Consider the following 17567-nt stretch of genomic DNA (forward strand, 5'->3'; position numbering starts at 1 on the left):
TTCTTGGCGCCCGAAAAACCTCTCCGGCTGCCCCCCGCCAAAAAGCTCGTTCTCGCCCCGACGCCAGGCGCCGGCGGAAACAGCGGCCGCGGCCGGCGGATCGGCAAAATCGGCGCGCTTTCTCGTCGTCGATGAAATCCAGATGACGGCCGCGCGCGTATCGGCAAGCAATCACCTGCACACAGCACCAGTCTTCATTCCGGATAGCCACCCTTGCCTACCCAGAAAACCGATACGCCCCGCGAGCCGCCGGTAATCGTGCTGTTCCGCAACGATCTGCGGCTTGCCGACAATCTGGCGCTGAAGGCGGCGGCAGACACCGGCCGGCCGGTGCTGCCGGTATTCGTTTTCGACGACGGCGCGGATGGCGGCCGCCCACCCGGCGGCGCGCGCCGCTGGTGGCTGCATCACGCGCTCGAACGGCTGCGCGCTTCACTTTCCGAGCGCGGCGCAGGCCTGATCCTGCGGCGCGGGCCGACCCTGGCCACGGTGCTGTCGCTGGTCGACGACACACAGGCGAACGCGGTTTTCTGGAACCGGCGTTACGATCCCGCCGGCATCGCCGCCGATTCGGCGCTGAAAACAGCGCTGCGCGAACGTGCCCTGGAGGCAAAAAGCTTCGACAGCCACCTGCTGCACGAACCGTCACGCCTGACGACGGGAACCGGCGGGCCCTACAAGGTCTATTCGCCGTTCTGGCGCGCGCTCGCCGCAAGCGGCGAGCCGCGCGCGCCCGTCGCCGCGCCGAAGGCGATCCGTCCGCTGCCGGAGGCGGTCGCCTCCGATGCGCTCGAAAGCTGGTCCCTGCTGCCGACCGCGCCCGACTGGGCCGGCGGCCTGCGCGATGCCTGGACCCCGGGCGAAGCCGGCGCGCGGCAGCGCCTGGCGGAATTTCTGGACGCGCGGCTGCAGCACTATGCCGAGGGGCGCGACCGGCCCGCCGATGCCGTGACCTCGCGGCTTTCGCCGCATCTGGCTCATGGCGAGATCACGCCGTTCCAGATCTGGCACGCACTTGCCCGCCCCGACCTCGACACGCCCGCGCGCGATCTGGAAAAATTCCGCCAGGAGATCGCCTGGCGCGAATTCTCCTATCACCTGCTGTTTCACAATCGCGATCTCGCATCGCAAAACGTCAACCGGGACTATGATGGTTTTGCCTGGCGGCCCGACGCCGGCCTGCTTGCCGCCTGGCAACAAGGACGCACCGGCTATCCGATCGTCGATGCCGGCATGCGCCAATTGTGGCGCACGGGCTGGATGCACAACCGCGTACGCATGGTCGCCGCCTCCTTTCTGACCAAGCATCTGTTGCAGGACTGGCGCGAGGGCGAAGCCTGGTTCTGGGACACGCTGGTCGACGCCGACCCGGCCAGCAATCCGGCAAGCTGGCAATGGGTGGCCGGCTCCGGCGCCGACGCAGCCCCTTATTTTCGCATCTTCAACCCGGTCCTGCAGGGCGAAAGATTCGATCCGGACGGGGCCTATGTGCGCGACTTCGTGCCCGAATTGGCCCGGCTTCCCAACCGCTACATCCACAAGCCCTGGCAGGCGCCGGCCGACACGCTATCTGAGGCCGGCGTGAAACTCGGCGCCACCTATCCCGTAGCTATCGTCGAACACCGCAAGGCCCGCGCCGCCGCGCTTGCGGCCTACGACGCGATGAAAGGAACACGATGACGGTTGTCGCCATTCGCCGCAAGGCCGATCCGGGCCGCAGGAAGATCGCGATCGTGGGCTCCGGCATTTCCGGTGCCGCCGCGGCCTGGGCCCTGCATCCGCGCCACGACGTAACCCTGTTCGAGGCCGCCTCCCGGCCGGGCGGACACACCGCCACCGCCAGCATCGATTATCAGGGACGCGAGATCGCCGTCGACACCGGCTTCATCGTCTATAACGAACTCAACTATCCCGAACTCACCCGGCTGTTCGCGCATCTGGGCGTGGCCACCCAGGAGAGCCGGATGGGGTTTTCGCTGTCGCTCGACGACGGGCGACTGGAATGGAGCGGCCAGACCTACCGGACGATCTTCGCCCAGAAACGCAACGTGTTTTCGCCGTCCTTCCTGTGGATGCTGCGCGAGATCCTGCGCTTCAACCGGCAATGCCTGGCCGACCGCGAAGCGGGACTGCTCGGCGGGGTGACGATCGGCGACTATCTCGCCCGGCGACGATTCTCCGCCGCCCTGCGCGACGATTACCTGATCCCGATGGCGGCCGCGATCTGGTCGACCCCCCGGGCGAAAATGCTCGACTATCCGGCCGCGACTTTCGTGTCGTTCTTCGAAAACCATCGGCTGATCCACAATGAGCGCCCGGCCTGGCGCACGGTGACGGGCGGGGCCCAGACCTATCTCGACCGGCTCCTGGCGCCGCTGGGCGACAGGCTGCGGCTGTCCCGGCCGGTCGAGGCGATACGGCGCGACGATGCCGGCGTGACCGTGTTCGCGCGCGGCGCGGCGCCCGAACGCTTCGACGAGGTGCTGCTTGCCTGCCATACCGACCAGGCGCTCGCCATATTGGACCAGCCGAGCCAGGTCGAACGCACCGTCTTGTCGGCGATCCCCTACCGGCCGAACCGGGCGATCCTGCACCGCGACCCGCGGCTGATGCCAAAACGGCGCGCAGCCTGGGCGGCGTGGAATTATATGCGCACCAGCGCCATGGACACCGAGACCGAGGTCTGCGTAACCTACTGGATGAACGAATTGCAGGGGATCGACCCGGCCTGTCCGCTGTTCGTCTCGCTCAATCCGGTCACCGAGCCGCGAGCCGACATGGTGTTCGGGGAATGGTCCTTCGACCATCCGCAATTCGACGCCGCCGCGCTGTCGGCGCAGGCGCGGCTGGACGACATCCAGGGTCGCGGCCACTGCTGGTATGCCGGCGCCTGGACCGGGCACGGTTTCCACGAGGACGGCCTGCGCTCGGGACTGAACGTCGCCGAGCGGCTCGGCGCCTCGGTTCCCTGGCGCCAGGCCCTGCCCCGCGCCGCCGAACCGGCGCTCGCGGCGGAATAGGTGACGCGATGACCACGGCCCGGCGCGTAACGACCCTTGCCGAAAACGGTCCCCCGCCGCGTGAGGCGGCGTGGCTTTATCGCGGCCAGGTCATGCATCAGCGGCTTTCCCCGTTCGGTCATCGTTTCGCCTACGCGGTCTATTCGCTGCTGATCGACATCGACCGGCTCGACGAGGTCGACCGCCTGTCGCCGCTCCTGTCGGTCAACCGGCCCAACGTGCTGTCCCTGCGCGAGGACGACCATACCGATGACGGCCTCTCGCTGCGCGCGCATGCCGATCGGCTGCTGGCCCAGGCCGGCCTTGGCGAACGGGCCGCGCGTATCGTCTTGCTCGCCTATCCAAGGGTGTTCGGCTACGTCTTCAATCCGCTTGCGGTCTATTTCGCCTATGATGGCCAGGACCGGCTGATCGCGGCGATCTACGCCGTCCGCAACACGTTCGGCGAACGGCACACCTATGTCGCGCCGGTCGCGCCCGGCGAACTCTCCGAAGCGGGCCTGCGCCAGAGCCGCGACAAGCTTTTCCACGTCTCGCCCTTCATCTCCATGGACGCGCGCTATCATTTCCGCATTCTGCCGCCGGGGCGCGCCGTCAAGCTTCGCATCCACGAGACCGAGGCCGGCAGGCCGGTGCTCGCAGCGACGTTTTCGGGCGACGGCGCGCCGGTCACCAATGCCGGGCTTTGCCGTTGCCTCTTGCGATTTCCGCTTCTGACATGGAAGATTATCGCCGGCATTCACTTCGAGGCGTTGCGTCTGTGGCTGAAGGGAGCGCCATTCTTCAGGAGCCCGCCTCCCCCTCGACGGGCCAGCTTTGGCGACACCGAGGCGCGGGAGGCGGACGCATGAGGTTGCCGCGACGACGGCGCGCTGCGGGAGGGGACAGGAGAACGCGATGGTTGGGATCGCAGCTGAGGCACCGGAAACGATCTGGTTGAATGCGGACAATTTCGCCGCGCGCACGCGCGGCCTGCCGCGCCGCGCGCGCATGGTATTGTCGGCCGCGATGCGGCTTCCCAGGGGCACGCTGACGATCGTTTCGCCCGACGGGCGCCGGTTCGGCGTCGGCGGCAACGCCGCCGGCCCTGACGCGCACCTGATCCTCAACAATTGGAAACTGCCCGGCCGCGCCTTTTCCCTCGGCACGATCGGAGTGGCCGAATCCTATATGGACGGCGACTGGGACAGTCCCGACGTGACCACCTTCCTGGAGCTTTTCGTGGTCAATCAGGAAACCGGCGAAGAGGTCGCCGGCGGCGCGAGCCGGGTGTTGATGGCGTTCCAGCGCCTGCGTCACTGGCTCAACGAAAACACCCGCACCGGCTCCAAACGCAATATCTCTGCCCATTACGATCTCGGCAACAATTTCTACCGGACCTGGCTCGACCCGAGCATGACCTATTCCTCGGCGTTGTTTTCGACCGGCGCCAACGACCTTGAATCCGCCCAGGCGGCCAAATACCGCGCGCTCGCCCGCGACGGCGACGTGGGACCGTCGAGCCACGTGCTGGAGATCGGCTGCGGCTGGGGCGGGTTCGCCGAATTCGCCGCGCGCGAGATCGGCTGCAAGGTGACCGGCCTGACGATCAGCCGCGAACAGCATGATTTCGCGCGCGAGCGCATCCACAAGGCAGGTTTGGCCGAGAAGGTCGACATCAAGCTGCAGGATTACCGCGACGAACAGGGTCGCTACGACAATATCGCCTCGATCGAGATGTTCGAGGCGGTCGGCGAAAAATACTGGCCGGTGTTTTTCGGCAAGGTCAAGGAATGCCTGAAGCCGAACGGAACCGCAGCCTTGCAGATCATCACCATCAACGAGGACGCCTTCAAGCTCTATCGCAACCGGCCGGACTTCATCCAGCGTTACATCTTCCCCGGCGGCATGCTGCCGACACCGGAGATCCTGCGCAGTCTCGGCGCCGAACAGGGGCTTTCCTTCCTGCGCGAACGGGCTTTTCCGCAGGACTACGCCCGCACGCTGGCCGAATGGCGCGCCCGCTTCTGGGCGTCGTGGGAAAAGATCATGCCACTCGGCTTCGACGAGCGTTTCAAGAAGTTGTGGGAGTTCTACCTGCATTATTGCGAGGCCGGCTTCCGGGCCGAATTCATCGACGTCAGGCAGGTGGTCTACAAGGCCTGATGCGTCGCGGAGGCCGGGTGGCGACGCGCAGCACGCCGGCTGTTGTCCGAATGTGTTAATTGCTTCGCTGTCGGCCCGTTCTGCCGCGCGCACACTGAGACCGTCCCCTGAAAGGAGGGTTTCATGGCGAGCAATCGTTTCAGCGAATATGACTGCAAGGGTCTTACCGAGGTCGGCAAGCTGATCATCGGCTCGGCCGACGCCGTGGTCGCGCAGATGCGATCCTGGTCCAACCATCCCAACCAGGACATTCGCGGCCTGGTGATGAAGTCGCTCAGGATCCTGTTCAAATTCCTGCAGGACATGTGGACCGACGCACGGATGGAATACAGCCGCAAGAGCTGCGGAAGCGGCGATCTGGCCAAGGATATCGGCAGCAACTTCCCCTCGAGTCCGGCCAATCCGCAAGACCCGCTCTGACGGCCTTTCATCCGGGCGCGCCGTAACGCCTGCGAAAGCGGCTCTTGTCGCCGTCCTTGCACTAGAGTGGAAAGATCGTGCTCCTTCAAAGTGTTGGAGCACGATCTCGATTCAATCTCGCAACATCCGCGCCTAAAGCGTGATGCGGTATTGGGCGAAACCGTCGGCGCCCTCGCCGGCGGCCTCGATCGCCACGCCCTTGACGTCGGCGATGAAGTCCTTCGCCTTCGGCCCCGTTTCAAACAGCACGGTCGCGCCGTCCACCGGCGCAAACGACCAGTTGGCGTCGGCGGCCGGGTTGATGGTGCCCTGCTCGACGATGAAGCGCACGATCACGTCGCGATTGGTGTCCGGCGCCTGGAAGATCACCTTGTCCGGGCCGATCTCGGGGAAATTGCCGCCGCCGCCGGCGCGGTAATTGTTCGACGCAACGACGAATTTCTGCTCCGGATCGATCGGTTTGCCGTCGAACGCGAGCGCCACGATCCGGTTGGCGCCCTCGTTGATGAGATTGCCCTTCGGATCGTATTTCGGCGGCTGGGCCAGGTCGATCCTGTAGGTCACGCCGTCGATGACGTCGAAATTGTAGGACGGAAACGTCGCATTGATCAGCGGCTGATCGGCCTTGCCCGGCTCGACCTGGTTGAAGATGCCGGCCGACATTTCCAGCCAGTCCTTGACCTGGGCGCCGGTCACCAGCACCGCCTGGACCGTGTTCGGATAGAGATAGAGGTCGGCGACGTTTTTGATCGCGATGTCGCCCGCCGGCACGTCGGTATAATAATCCGGCCCGCCGCGACCGCCGGCCTTGAACGGCGCGGCCGCCGACAGCACCGGCAGGTCCTTGTACTCGGTCTCGCTCAGCATGTCGGCGATGTACCAGGTCTGCGCCTGGGACACGATCTGCACGGAGGGATCGTCGGCCACCAGCGCGAAATAGGAATGCAGCGGCGCCGCGGTTTTGCCGACGGCGGTGCGCACATAGGCCAGTGTCGCCTCGTGCATGTCGCGGGCCGCGTCCTCGACCTCGGCCTTGCTTTCGACCAGTGGCTTGGCCTTGCGGTCGACGCGCTCGAAGATCGGCCTCGCCTCGCTGGTCGAGGCGCTCACCCGCCAGTTCTTGCCGTCGCGCTCCAGCATCAGGTCGATCAGGCCGAGATGCGAGCCCCAGAACCCGCCCATCACCGCCGGCTTGCCGCCGATCGTGCCCTTGGCGTTGTCGACACCCTCCATGCCCTCGAATTTCGGGCCGGGGAAGTCGAGATGGCTGTGGCCGGTGACGATCGCGTCGATGCCGTCGACGCCGGCCAGGTGCAGCGAGGCGTTTTCGAGGTTTTCCTCGTACTGGGCCGGCCCGACGCCCGAATGCGACAGGGCAATCACGATATCGGCGCCTTCTTCGCGCATTTGCGGCACCCAGGCCTCGGCCGCCTTGACGATGTCGCGCGTCATTGCCTTGCCGGTCAGGTGGCGGGCGTCCCAGTTCATGATCTGCGGCGGCACGAAGCCGATCAGGCCGACCCGGATCGGATGGTCCTGGCCCGCGCCGTCGGTGATCGTCTTGTCGAGGATCACGTACGGCTTGATGAACAGCGTGTCGTCGCGCGCGTTGGCAGCCAGCGACCCTTTGGTCAGGTTGGCGCACACGAACGGGAAGTTCGCGCCCGCCAGCACCTTGAACATGAAGTCGAGCCCGTAATTGAACTCGTGATTGCCGAGCGTGGAGCATTCATAGCCCAGCGTGTTCATGGCGGAGATGATCGGATGCATGTCGCCATCCTTCATGCCGCGCTGATAGGCGATATAGTCGCCCATCGGGTTGCCCTGCAGGAAATCGCCATTGTCGATCAGAATCGAATTGCCGGCCTCGGCGCGGATCCCGTCGATGATCGCGGCGGTGCGCGCCAGTCCCATCGTGTCGTTGGGCCGGTCGGCGTAATAATCGTAGGGAAAAACGTGCACGTGCAAATCGGTCGTTTCCATCAGCCGCAGATGGGCCTGATTGGCACTCGCCCGCGCGGCGAAGGGATGGAGCATGACCACACCGCCCAGTGCTGCCGCACCGGACAGGAATAGGCGGCGGGAAATCGGATGGAGCATTTCGGACATTGTCGTCTCCCTGGATTTCTGGACGGGCGCGCCAAAATAGCTACGTGTCGGGTCGCGGTGTCGCGCGCTTCTTCCAGCAGATTTCGATGACGGTCGCATGACTGCCCCGGAAACGATCGCGAGCGCGGTCCTGTCGCCATCACCAAGACATCGAGTGTCGGTCCGAAATCTGCGCGAGGCAAGGCTGAAACGCAGGCAGGCCGCGATTGTGACGCCGCCCGGCGTCGTTCGGGGCGCGGCGTGTGGCTCAGGTAGCGCTGGTGCGTGAGGCGGCCGGCGCATCGCCCGGCTGCCCGTAGGTCGCCAGGAAATCGGCGACCCCATCGCCCGGCATCGGGCGCCCGAAATGGAATCCCTTCAGGCTGTCGACACCGATGCCGCGCAGGAACGCCTCGTGCTCGGCCGTTTCCACTCCCTCGGCCGTGACCTGCATGCCCAGCGTGCGGCCGATGGTGACGATCGAGCGCAACACGCTGACCGTGCGGTTGTCGGCGGCGCCCTGGCCGACCAGAGACTGGTCGATCTTGATCTTGTCGAACGGAACCTCGCGCAGCGACGGCAGCGAGGAGTAGCCGGTCCCGAAATCGTCCATGGCGACCGTGACGCCGAGCGCGTGCAATTGCGCCGCCACCCGCGCCACCAGATCGACGCCGCCGCGATAGGCGCTTTCGGTGACTTCGAGCTCCAGCCGGTCCGGCGCCAGGCCGGTGGTCTCCAGCACGCCGCGTACCCGTTCTGCCAGATCGCCATGTTCGAGCTGGCGCGGGGAAATGTTGACCGCCACCCCCACGGCCTGCGGCCAACCGGCTGCACAGCGGCAAGCCTCGGCGAGCACCCAGGCGCCGATTTCTCCGATACTTCCGGTCTGCTCGGCAAGCGCAACGACGTTGTCTGGCCTGACAAGCCCGTAGACGGGATGGCGCCAGCGCGCCAGCGCCTCGAAAAGGATCGGCTGCCCGGTGCACGCCAGAACCACGGGCTGGAACTCGACGAAGATCTCCCCGCGCTCGACAGCCTTCCACAGATCGAGCTCAAGCTGCTTCCTGCGCGCGAAGGCCGCGCCGGCCTCGCTGCTGGCCAGACGCACCTGCTCCTTGCCGCGCGACTTGGCGTCGTAGAGCGCGATGTCGGCGAGCTGCATCAATTGCTCGGGATCGCCGCCGTCGTCGGGCAGCACGGCAACCCCGGCGCTCACACCGACCTTGAAGGTTCCGGCCAGGGATTCGACGGGGCGCGCCACCTCGTGCACGACATTCTCGACGATCTCGCGCAGACGCGTGGCGTCCATGTCTTCCTTGATCTCGACGATGGCGGCGAATCCGTCGCCGCCGATCCGCGCCAGGAAGGAATCGCGCGGCAGGAAGCCGGCGATGCGCCGCGTGGTGGTCTGAAGCACGGCGTCGCCGACCGAATGGCCGGCGGCGTCGTTGATCGCCTTGAAATCGTCGAGGTCGAACAGCACCAGCGCGAAGCGGCGCGAACCCGCTTCGGCAAGTCCGCGCGCGCGCGCCAATTCGTGGGTAAAGCGCGCGCGGTTGCCAACGCCCGTCAGGCTGTCGTGATGGGCGAGATATTCGAGCTCCCGCTCCTTGGTTTTCTGCGCGCCGATATCGCGTCCGATACCGCGGAACCCCGCGAAGATACCGTCGCGATCATAAGTCGGTGTACCCGTTATCGACCACCAGCGCTCGTGCCAGTCGATCACCAGAAGCACCGGACAATCCCGGAACACCTCGCCGCGCAAGAGATGATGCAAGACCTCCTCGCGCCTGTCGCCGGCCCTTTCCTCGGGTGACGCACACGTCGTCAGCACCCGATCGAGCCGCAGCTGATTGACCTTGTCAGCCGACAGTCCCGATTGCCTGGCAAAGGAATCGGAGATGCGCACGAGATTCAACCGGGAATCGCATTGCCAGTGCCAATCGCTTGAATTTGCTTCGAAATCATGAAGAAGCAGTGAGATAAGCTGGGTCTGCTCGCCCACCTGCGCCATGGCGACGACCCGCTCCGCGAACGCGCTGGCATGCTGGCGCAGCGCGATCGGAAAGGCGAGCGCGTAAACGCCGATCAGCTGGAGCTCGAAAGCATGGTCTGCGACGCCGGCCCGCGTGAAGCTGACGATCATCATGATCGCCATCGGCATCGAGAAGGCGAACACGGCCCGCGGCAGGGCGGCGAGAATGAAGGCCGAAGAAGCGAGATAGGCCGTCAACAGCACCGTCAGGACGTGGCGAACGTCGTCCTCCGCGCCGGCGTAGAAGATCAGCGCCAGGCTGCCCCATACCGCGCCGAACAGAAAACAGGTCGCGATGTTGCGCCAATACTGGGCGGCGACCTCGTCGCGCGCCGGCCTGTGGCCGGCCAGAGGCGGTCCGCTCAGAATGTCGAAAATGATCACGGCCAGCATGACGACGAACCAGGCCGGCGCAATCGACGCGCTGCTGGATCGCGCGAGCGCGTCGAGCGCGATCAGCGCGCCAAGCAGATGCGCCAGGATGGCGACCGGCCGCAGCCGGTTGATCGCCTCGACCTGGTCGGTGCCTACAAGCAGGCGTTGCTCGGCCGTCATCGCCCGGCGACGCGTGATCTTCGATACGAAGTCCTTGCCCAGCCATCCACCCAGGAAGGCCGTCCCGGTGCGCTCTCCCATATCTGTCCCGAACTGAATTCCCTTGCGGCAGGACGACCTTAGCCAGACCAGGAAACGAAATGCCTTACCGATCCGATAGAATTTTAGGAGTTGGCCATCCACCCGCCATGCCCGACGGGCGCCTGGCTGAACCGGCACAACGGTTCAATCTGACCGTGAAAGGCTCTACCATGAAGGTTCAGTTTCCCCGCCGTGCGGCGTGTGCCGCGGCAACGGCCGAAGGGCGATTTGGATGCGATGACCGATTACGTGCAAATTCTGGCTGATCGCCTCGCGGTTTTTGTCGAAACCGCCATCCGCTACGCCTCCGATGCATGGTTCTTCTATCAGGTCGGGCTCATCGTGCTGCTGTTCGCGCTGGCCAAGCCGGTCGGCCGGGCGCTGGAAACCAGGCTCGAGGGCCTGGCGCGGCACATCAAGGGCCAGCCCGGCCTGTTGCGGATCGCCGTGGCCACGATCCGCCGCACCGACTGGATCGTCTTCGTGCTCTTGTTGTTCGTGGCGCTGACCGCGCTCAGGGAACTCACCTGGCCGAGCCGGAGCTGGCTGGTTTCGACCGCGTTTTCGCTGGCGCTGGTATGGCTTCTGGTCTCCGTCGCGTCGCGGGTAATCCGCAACCGCGTCGCCGCGCGCTCGGTCGCCTGGCTGTTATGGCTTTATGCCGCCCTGGTGATCCTGCGGCTCGACAACACCGCCGCAGAGTTGCTCGACCGGCTGGCCCTGCCCGTCGGCGAACTGCGTATATCCGCATTGATGGTGCTGAAGGTCGCCATCCTGCTCACCGCCGCGCTGTGGCTTGCCAATGCGATCGGCAATTTCGTCGAGCGCCGCGTCCAGAGTTCGGCCGAGCTGACGCCGTCGATCCGGGTCCTGATCGGCAAGATCGCCAAGATCGGCCTGGTGCTGCTCGCCGGCGTCGTGGCGTTGTCGGCCGTCGGCGTCGATTTGACCGCGCTGACGGTGTTTTCCGGCGCGGTCGGCGTGGGCCTGGGTTTCGGCCTGCAGAAAGTGGTCTCCAACTTCATCTCCGGCATCATCATCCTGCTCGACAAGTCGGTCAAGCCGGGCGACACGATCTCGCTCGGCGACACATTCGGCTGGATCCGCGAGCTGCGGGCCCGCTTCGTCTCCGTCGTAACCCGAGACGGGCGCGAATATCTGATCCCGAACGAGGACTTCATCACCCAGCGGGTGATCAACTGGTCGTTCAGCGACGAGTTGGTGCGCCTCGACGTCGCCTTCGGCGTCTCCTACGAGGCCGACCCGCACACCGTCAGCGCGCTGGCGATCGAGGCAGCGGCGAGCGTCGGGCGTGTCGACGCCGACCGCCGGCCGGTGTGCTGGATGACCGGGTTCGGCGAGTCCTCGCTGGATTTTGTGCTGCGCTTCTGGATCCGCGACCCCCAGCAGGGCCTGACCAATGTCCGTGGCCGGGTGCTCTTGGCGCTGTGGGACGCTTTTAAGGAAAACGGCGTCCAGATCCCCTACCCGCACCGCGAGATCGTCATGAAGACGCCGGTCCGGGTCGAGAGCGGCGCACCGGCTGATCCGCCGCTGCGAGACTGACGCGGGACCGACGGCCAACGCTGTTCAAGCCGTCTCAAACAGCCCGCCCTCGTCCGCGCCGATCTCGATGGTGAGCGAGACGTGATGGGGCCGCGTCAGGGCGAAGATCGCCGCCTCGACCACATCGCGGCTGGTGGCCTGCCGTCCCTTGCGCCTGATGCCGGCCTCCTCCCAGTCGTTCTGTCCCGGCTGCGCGTCGTCGAGATAGGGCGGGTTCACCAGGATCGAGCGGAATTTCGTCCCCGAAAATGCCTGCCTGAACCCGTCCGCCAGGGCCACCTGTCCGCGCTTGGCGGCATAGAAGGGAACCGACACCGACTGCAGCGCGGCATTGGGCAGCCCGCTGATCGAGCCAATGGTCACTACGTCCGGCGCGTCGGAATTGTCCATCGCCGCGCGCAGGCCCTGGACGAGCAGGAACGTTCCCGTCACGGCGGCATTGACCACTGCCAGAACGTCGGCCTCGTCATAAGGCTCGGCACTGGCTTCAAGCCACATGGCGCCGTTGTTGATCAGGATGTCGACCCGCTGCTTCAGCGCGCAGATTCGGGAGGCCGCCTGTCGCACCGACGCCGCGTCGGCAAGGTCCAGTGCCACCGTTTGCGGCGCCGTGCCGCCGCGTTCAACAACCAGTCCGGCGATGGCGTCGAGATCGGCGACCCGCCGCCCGCAAAGAACCAGCTCGCAGCCGGCATCCGCGAGCGTCAGGGCGAAGGCAGCCCCCAAACCGCGCCCGGCGCCGGTGACGACCACCACTTTTCCCGCAAGCTCGTTCATGCCTGGCTCCTTATAAATCTTAGCGACGTCTTATGAAACAAACCGGCAAGGATTGCCACCGCGTGGCGCTTTGGCGTTCGGCGTCGCCGCCCTCGAGGATCCGCTCGCGTTTTGGCTTACCGCGGCTCAGCGCCCGGCAGCGGGCCTGACGACGCAGATGCGTCAGGCGAGGTCGGGCCTGACGCCGACACCGGTGCGGTCGATCACCTCGCGCAGGGCGAAGGAGGAGTTGATCTTGATGACATGCGGCATCGCCGTCAGCCATTCCTTGTGCACGCGCTCGTAATCCTCCAGATCGCGCGCCGCGATCCTGATCACGTAATCGTATTCGCCCGACATCAAATGACACGACAGTACGTTGGGGCAGCGTTTGATGGCCGCCTCGAACTCGGCCAGCGACTTCTCGAACTGGCCCGACAGCGAAATATGTACGATCGCCGTCATTTTGTAGCCGAGCGCGGCGTTTGACAGCTTGGCGTGATACCCGTGGATGACCCCGGTTTTTTCCAGATTGTCGAGCCGCCGCGAGCAGGCCGACTGCGACAGTCCCACCTTTTCGGCAAGCGCGGCGTTGGAAATCCGGCCGTCCCGCTGCAACGTATCGAGAATGGCGTAATCGATCCGGTCGAGGCTCATAGTCGGGACTATCTTCGATTTTTTTTCTAAAATACGCAAGGAACAGCGAAAATTCCCGAGCGCCCTCGGCGACTTCGCAAACACATGCGCACCGCAATGTGCTCTAATCAACATCCATCCCGAATACAACCCGCAACCGGTGGAGGAGAGCTGTTATGCTTGTGGGCTGCCCGACGGAAATCAAGAACCATGAATATCGCGTCGGCCTGACCCCGGGCTCGGTACGCGAATACATCGCCCACGGCCACGACGTGCTGGTGCAAAGCGGCGCGGGCACCGGCATCGGCGCCGACGACAGCGCCTACAAGGCGGCAGGCGCGCGCATCGCCAAGACCGCCGAGGAGGTTTTCGCCAAGGCCGACATGGTGGTCAAGGTCAAGGAGCCGCAGCCCGGCGAATGGGTGCAACTGCGCGAAGGCCAGCTTCTCTACACCTATCTGCACCTCGCTCCCGATCCGGACCAGACCGAGGGTCTGGTCAAGTCGGGCGTGACGGCGATTGCCTATGAGACCGTCACCGACGACCGCGGCGGCCTGCCCCTGCTGGCCCCGATGTCGGAAGTCGCCGGACGGCTGGCGATCCAGGCCGGCGCCACCGCGCTGCAGAAGGCCAATGGCGGCCGCGGCGTGCTTCTGGGCGGCGTGCCCGGCGTGCTGCCGGGCAAGGTCGCCATCATCGGCGGCGGCGTCGTCGGCCTGCAGGCGGCCAAGATGGCGGTCGGCCTCGGCGCCGACGTCAGCATCATTGACCGCTCGATCCCGCGCCTGCGTCAGCTCGACGACATTTTCAACGGCCGCATCCACACCCGCTATTCGACCGTCGAGGCGCTCGAGGAGGAATGTTTTTCGGCCGATATCGTCGTCGGCGCGGTGCTGATCCCGGGCGCCGCGGCGCCGAAGCTGGTCACCCGCGAGATGTTGTCGGGCATGAAGAAGGGCGCGGTCCTGGTCGATGTCGCGATCGATCAGGGCGGTTGCTTCGAGACCTCGCACGCCACCACCCACGCCGAGCCGACCTACGAGGTCGACGGCATCATCCATTATTGCGTGGCCAACATGCCGGGCGCGGTGCCCGTCACCTCCGCCCACGCGCTCAACAACGCCACCTTGCATTACGGCCTCCAGCTTGCCGACAAGGGGTTGCGTGCGCTGGCCGACGACACCCATCTCAGAAACGGGCTCAACGTTCACCGGGGCAAGATCACCAATCGCGCGGTGGCCGAAGCGCTCGGCTACGAAATGGCCGAACCCAGGACCGTGCTCGCCGCCTGAGCGGGTTAAAGTTGTCCCTCCTCCCGGCCCGCGGCTCTTCTAGCCGCGGGTCGTCTTTTCGAGGCGGCCGTCGACATCGCCCCGTGGCGGCCGTCCATGCGAAACGAACATCCCTTGTCTGAATGAAACCTATTGAAACCCGATCTCGACCCTGAACGGGTTCGGCGAGCGGGCGTCATTGTTGCCGTCCCTGACCTCGAGCCTGTAATGGCCGGGCCCGTCGACAGGCAGACGCGCTTCGGTAACGCCGCCCTTGCGCGGCGGCCCGACCCAGCTACCCGCCTTGCCCTCGCTGTTCCACAGCCGCACATGCATATCGAGTTCGGGATCGACCTCGTCGATCACCACCAAGAGCTCCCCCGCCCGCGGTACGTCGACAAGATACCAGTCGGCGTCTCCTCGCGGCAGCATGGTGGCATGCAAGATGTCTCCGGGAGACACGGCCCGCGCCGCGCCGAAACTGTTGTTCGGCTCGAACCGGTCCCCGGTCGCGGTAAAGACCGTCTTCAACGTCGCGTGATCGATCGAGCGTGCGTCGTTGTTGCCGTCCGCGACCTCGATGAAGTAGCTGCCTTCCGTAGCCAGATCGACAAACCCCTCGGTCAGCCCGCCCTTGCGGTAAGGCGCCACCCAATTGCGGATGACGGCGCGGTTGGCGTCCCACACCCGGTAGTGCAGATCGAGATTGTCGGGGCCCTCGTCGATCGAAATCGCCAATTCCCCCTGCGCCGGCACTTCCACCCTGAACCAGTCCCGGTCGCCCTTGGGCAGGATGTTGAATAAGATCTCCCCGCCGGGCGTCAATGGCGCCGCCTCAGCCGGCCCGTTATTGGGCTCGTACTGGTCGGGCTGCGGTGTGAACGCCAGCCGGTACTCGAAAAGCCGCGCGCTCGAAGCATCGGAATTACCGTCCGCAATCTCGACGAAATAACGGCCGGGACGCGGCAGGTCGACAAATCCGTCGGTGTCCCCGCCCCGTCTGAGCGGCGCGATCCAGTTGCGGATCACGTCCTTGTTGGAATCCCACACCCGCATATGGATATCGAGTTGTTCCGGCGATCCGGTCGCCAGCATGCGCAGTTCGCCGGGCTGCTCGACGTCGATGCTGAGCCAGTCGCGGTCGCCGCGCGGGAAGATCGCCAGCTTGCGCCGGCCGGAGCGTTCGACCGGCGCTGCGTCGGCAAAGCTTTCGTTCGGCTCGGTCTCGTCCTCGACAGGCGTGAAGCTGGCCGACAGGTCGAAGGTTTCGTGGCTCGATGCGTCATTGTTGCCATCGGCCATCTCCAGCACGTAGACGCCCGGTACCGCCAGTTCCGCCTCCAGCACGGTGTCGCCGCCGGCGCGGGCCGGCTGCTGCCAGTTCTTCACCACGTCGCCGTCGAGGTTCCACAGTCGCAAGGCGATGTCGAGACGGTCCGGCACGTTTTCCGCAACGACGCTCAAGAGCCCCGGCTGCGCGATCCAGAACCGCAGCCAGTCGCGATCGCCGCGCGGAAAGATCGCCGGACGGACAGCGCTGGGCAGCGGCAGCGGCATTGCCGCGCCGACCGTGTCGTTCGGTTCCAGCGGATCGTTCGACGGCAGGAATTCGAAATCGATCGCAAACGGCGCGGCGCTGTCGGCGCTGTTGTTGCCGTCGGCGATCTCGATCCGATACTCGCCGGCTGCCGGAATCTCGAAAACGGCGTCGAGCGCACCACCATCGCGCGGGGCGCCCTGCCAGTTGCCGGCAACGGCGACATCGGCGTTCCAAAGCCGGGCGTAAAGGTCGATGTTTTCCGGCGGCGCCTCGGCGCCGACGCGCAGCAGGCCGGCGATCGGCACCGTCAGCCGATACCAGTCGCGATCGCCGCGCGGGGTGATCCTGCCCTCGACACGGGCGTCGGGCGGAATGGCCTGGGCCGAGCCATAACTGTCATTGCCGTCGGCCTCCACGATCGGTTTCGGCGCGGCGCGGCGGTAGTCCCGCGCGACCGGCGCCGCCACCTTCTCCGCCCACACCGGCTTGCGGATGGCGCGGTTGCCGAAAAACCCTTCCGCGCGCGTCGAGCGCACGGCGACGCCGTTTTCGGCCGCCGCCGCGGCCACCACGATTTCCTGCGGCGCCGGCGGTGCCGGCTGGGTCGCCGCCTGGTCGGCGACCGGCCGGGCCGCCGACGCCGAACCGGTGTCGTCCTGGATCGCGACCTCGACCGCGGGGGCGGGTTTCAGGTAGACCTCGTCGACCAGACGCACCAGAAGCTCCGGCCGCTGCATGCCGCCCGTCGCCTCGAAGACACGGCCGGCCGCGCGCCGGAACATCAGCCCCACTTCCACGCCCGGCGTGGCGATTTCCTCAAGCAGGGCCTCGCTATAGGGCGAATGGTCGCCGGTGCCGTCGCTGGCCACCTCGCCGGCGGCCGCCGCATAGGCGATGATCGCGCCGCGGCCCGAAAGCCGCATCAACGACAGACCCTCGAGCGGGCGCGCCGCGCGGTCGTCCTGTACCGTTTTTGCGATGGCGTCGACATAGGGATTGTCGCGACAGGCATCGAGCACGACAAGCGTCACCCGCGCCCGGCTTTCCATCTCGGCCACCACCTCGCCGATGTCGATGGCGCTATAGCGCAGCGCGCGCTCGCTCGATATGTCGACATCGACCGGCAGCAGGAAGTTCCGCCCGGAAATCTGCATGCCGTGCCCGGCATAAAACAGGAACGCGATGTCGGCGTCCGTCAGCCGCCGGGTAAACGCGTCGATCGCGGAAATCGCGGCGCGGCGGTCGATGTCGTTTGCCAGCGTGACGTCGAAGCCGAGCGCTTCGAGGGATTCGCCGATCGCGCTGGCGTCGTTGATCGTGTTGACCAATTGTCCGGTGCCTTCGTACGCACCGTTGCCGATCACCAGGGCGACCCGCTTTTGCGCCCAACAGGCGCCCGCCGTTCCGAAGAACGCTAGGAAGAGGATGAACAACAGCTTGCGCATGTAGCCCCC

The 17567-nt window shown here is 65.8% G+C and carries 12 protein-coding genes; 7 read left to right on the forward strand and 5 right to left on the reverse strand.

Annotation, left to right across the window (positions count from 1 at the left end; all coding sequences use genetic code 11):
- Window positions 1–213: 213 nt before the first annotated feature.
- From ACT2B0_RS10345 to ACT2B0_RS10365, 5 genes are all read left to right on the forward strand, one after another.
- The gene (locus ACT2B0_RS10345) at window positions 214–1680 is read left to right on the forward strand and encodes a cryptochrome/photolyase family protein (protein ID WP_473464349.1); all 1467 of its coding nucleotides are present in this window, start codon (window positions 214–216) and stop codon (window positions 1678–1680) included.
- On the forward strand, window positions 1677–3020 hold the full coding sequence (locus ACT2B0_RS10350) for an NAD(P)/FAD-dependent oxidoreductase (protein ID WP_473464352.1): 1344 nt from the start codon (window positions 1677–1679) through the stop codon (window positions 3018–3020). The genes ACT2B0_RS10345 and ACT2B0_RS10350 overlap by 4 nt, the downstream gene beginning before the upstream one ends.
- Window positions 3021–3028: 8 nt before the next feature.
- On the forward strand, window positions 3029–3871 hold the full coding sequence (locus ACT2B0_RS10355; RefSeq protein ID WP_473464354.1) for a DUF1365 domain-containing protein: 843 nt from the start codon (window positions 3029–3031) through the stop codon (window positions 3869–3871).
- Between the two features lie 46 nt (window positions 3872–3917).
- Entirely contained in the window at window positions 3918–5165 is a 1248-nt protein-coding gene (locus ACT2B0_RS10360) for a class I SAM-dependent methyltransferase (protein WP_473464356.1), read from the forward strand.
- Window positions 5166–5288: 123 nt separating this feature from the next.
- Complete coding sequence (locus ACT2B0_RS10365) at window positions 5289–5585, forward strand: hypothetical protein (RefSeq protein WP_156712411.1); 297 nt, start codon at window positions 5289–5291, stop codon at window positions 5583–5585.
- Window positions 5586–5717: 132 nt separating this feature from the next.
- On the opposite strand, the gene ACT2B0_RS10370 is transcribed toward ACT2B0_RS10365, so the two are convergent.
- Both ACT2B0_RS10370 and ACT2B0_RS10375 read right to left on the reverse strand, forming a co-directional pair.
- On the reverse strand, window positions 5718–7694 hold the full coding sequence (locus ACT2B0_RS10370; RefSeq protein ID WP_473464359.1) for a bifunctional 2',3'-cyclic-nucleotide 2'-phosphodiesterase/3'-nucleotidase: 1977 nt from the start codon (window positions 7692–7694) through the stop codon (window positions 5718–5720).
- Window positions 7695–7941: 247 nt separating this feature from the next.
- On the reverse strand, window positions 7942–10344 hold the full coding sequence (locus ACT2B0_RS10375) for a putative bifunctional diguanylate cyclase/phosphodiesterase (RefSeq protein WP_473464363.1): 2403 nt from the start codon (window positions 10342–10344) through the stop codon (window positions 7942–7944).
- A gap of 237 nt (window positions 10345–10581) precedes the next feature.
- Here ACT2B0_RS10375 and ACT2B0_RS10380 point away from each other — a divergent pair, with 237 nt between their 5' ends.
- Entirely contained in the window at window positions 10582–11910 is a 1329-nt protein-coding gene (locus ACT2B0_RS10380; protein ID WP_473464366.1) for a mechanosensitive ion channel family protein, read from the forward strand.
- A 24-nt stretch (window positions 11911–11934) separates the two neighbouring features.
- On the opposite strand, the gene ACT2B0_RS10385 is transcribed toward ACT2B0_RS10380, so the two are convergent.
- Window positions 11935–12687, reverse strand: coding sequence for an SDR family oxidoreductase (locus ACT2B0_RS10385; protein WP_473464369.1), 753 nt, complete (start codon window positions 12685–12687; stop codon window positions 11935–11937).
- Between the two features lie 162 nt (window positions 12688–12849).
- Window positions 12850–13323 carry an Lrp/AsnC family transcriptional regulator gene (locus tag ACT2B0_RS10390; RefSeq protein WP_473464372.1) on the reverse strand — a complete coding sequence of 158 codons (474 nt, stop codon included), beginning with the start codon at window positions 13321–13323 and terminating at the stop codon, window positions 12850–12852.
- 155 nt (window positions 13324–13478) lie between these two features.
- On the opposite strand from ACT2B0_RS10390, the gene ald reads away from it, so the two are divergent.
- On the forward strand, window positions 13479–14594 hold the full coding sequence (gene ald / locus ACT2B0_RS10395) for an alanine dehydrogenase (protein WP_473464375.1): 1116 nt from the start codon (window positions 13479–13481) through the stop codon (window positions 14592–14594).
- 129 nt (window positions 14595–14723) lie between these two features.
- Here the strand turns inward: ald and ACT2B0_RS10400 are convergent, their stop codons facing one another.
- Entirely contained in the window at window positions 14724–17558 is a 2835-nt protein-coding gene (locus ACT2B0_RS10400) for a caspase family protein (RefSeq protein WP_473464377.1), read from the reverse strand.
- Window positions 17559–17567: the final 9 nt, after the last annotated feature.

This window comes from Nitratireductor sp. J20-h4 (assembly GCF_056780505.1).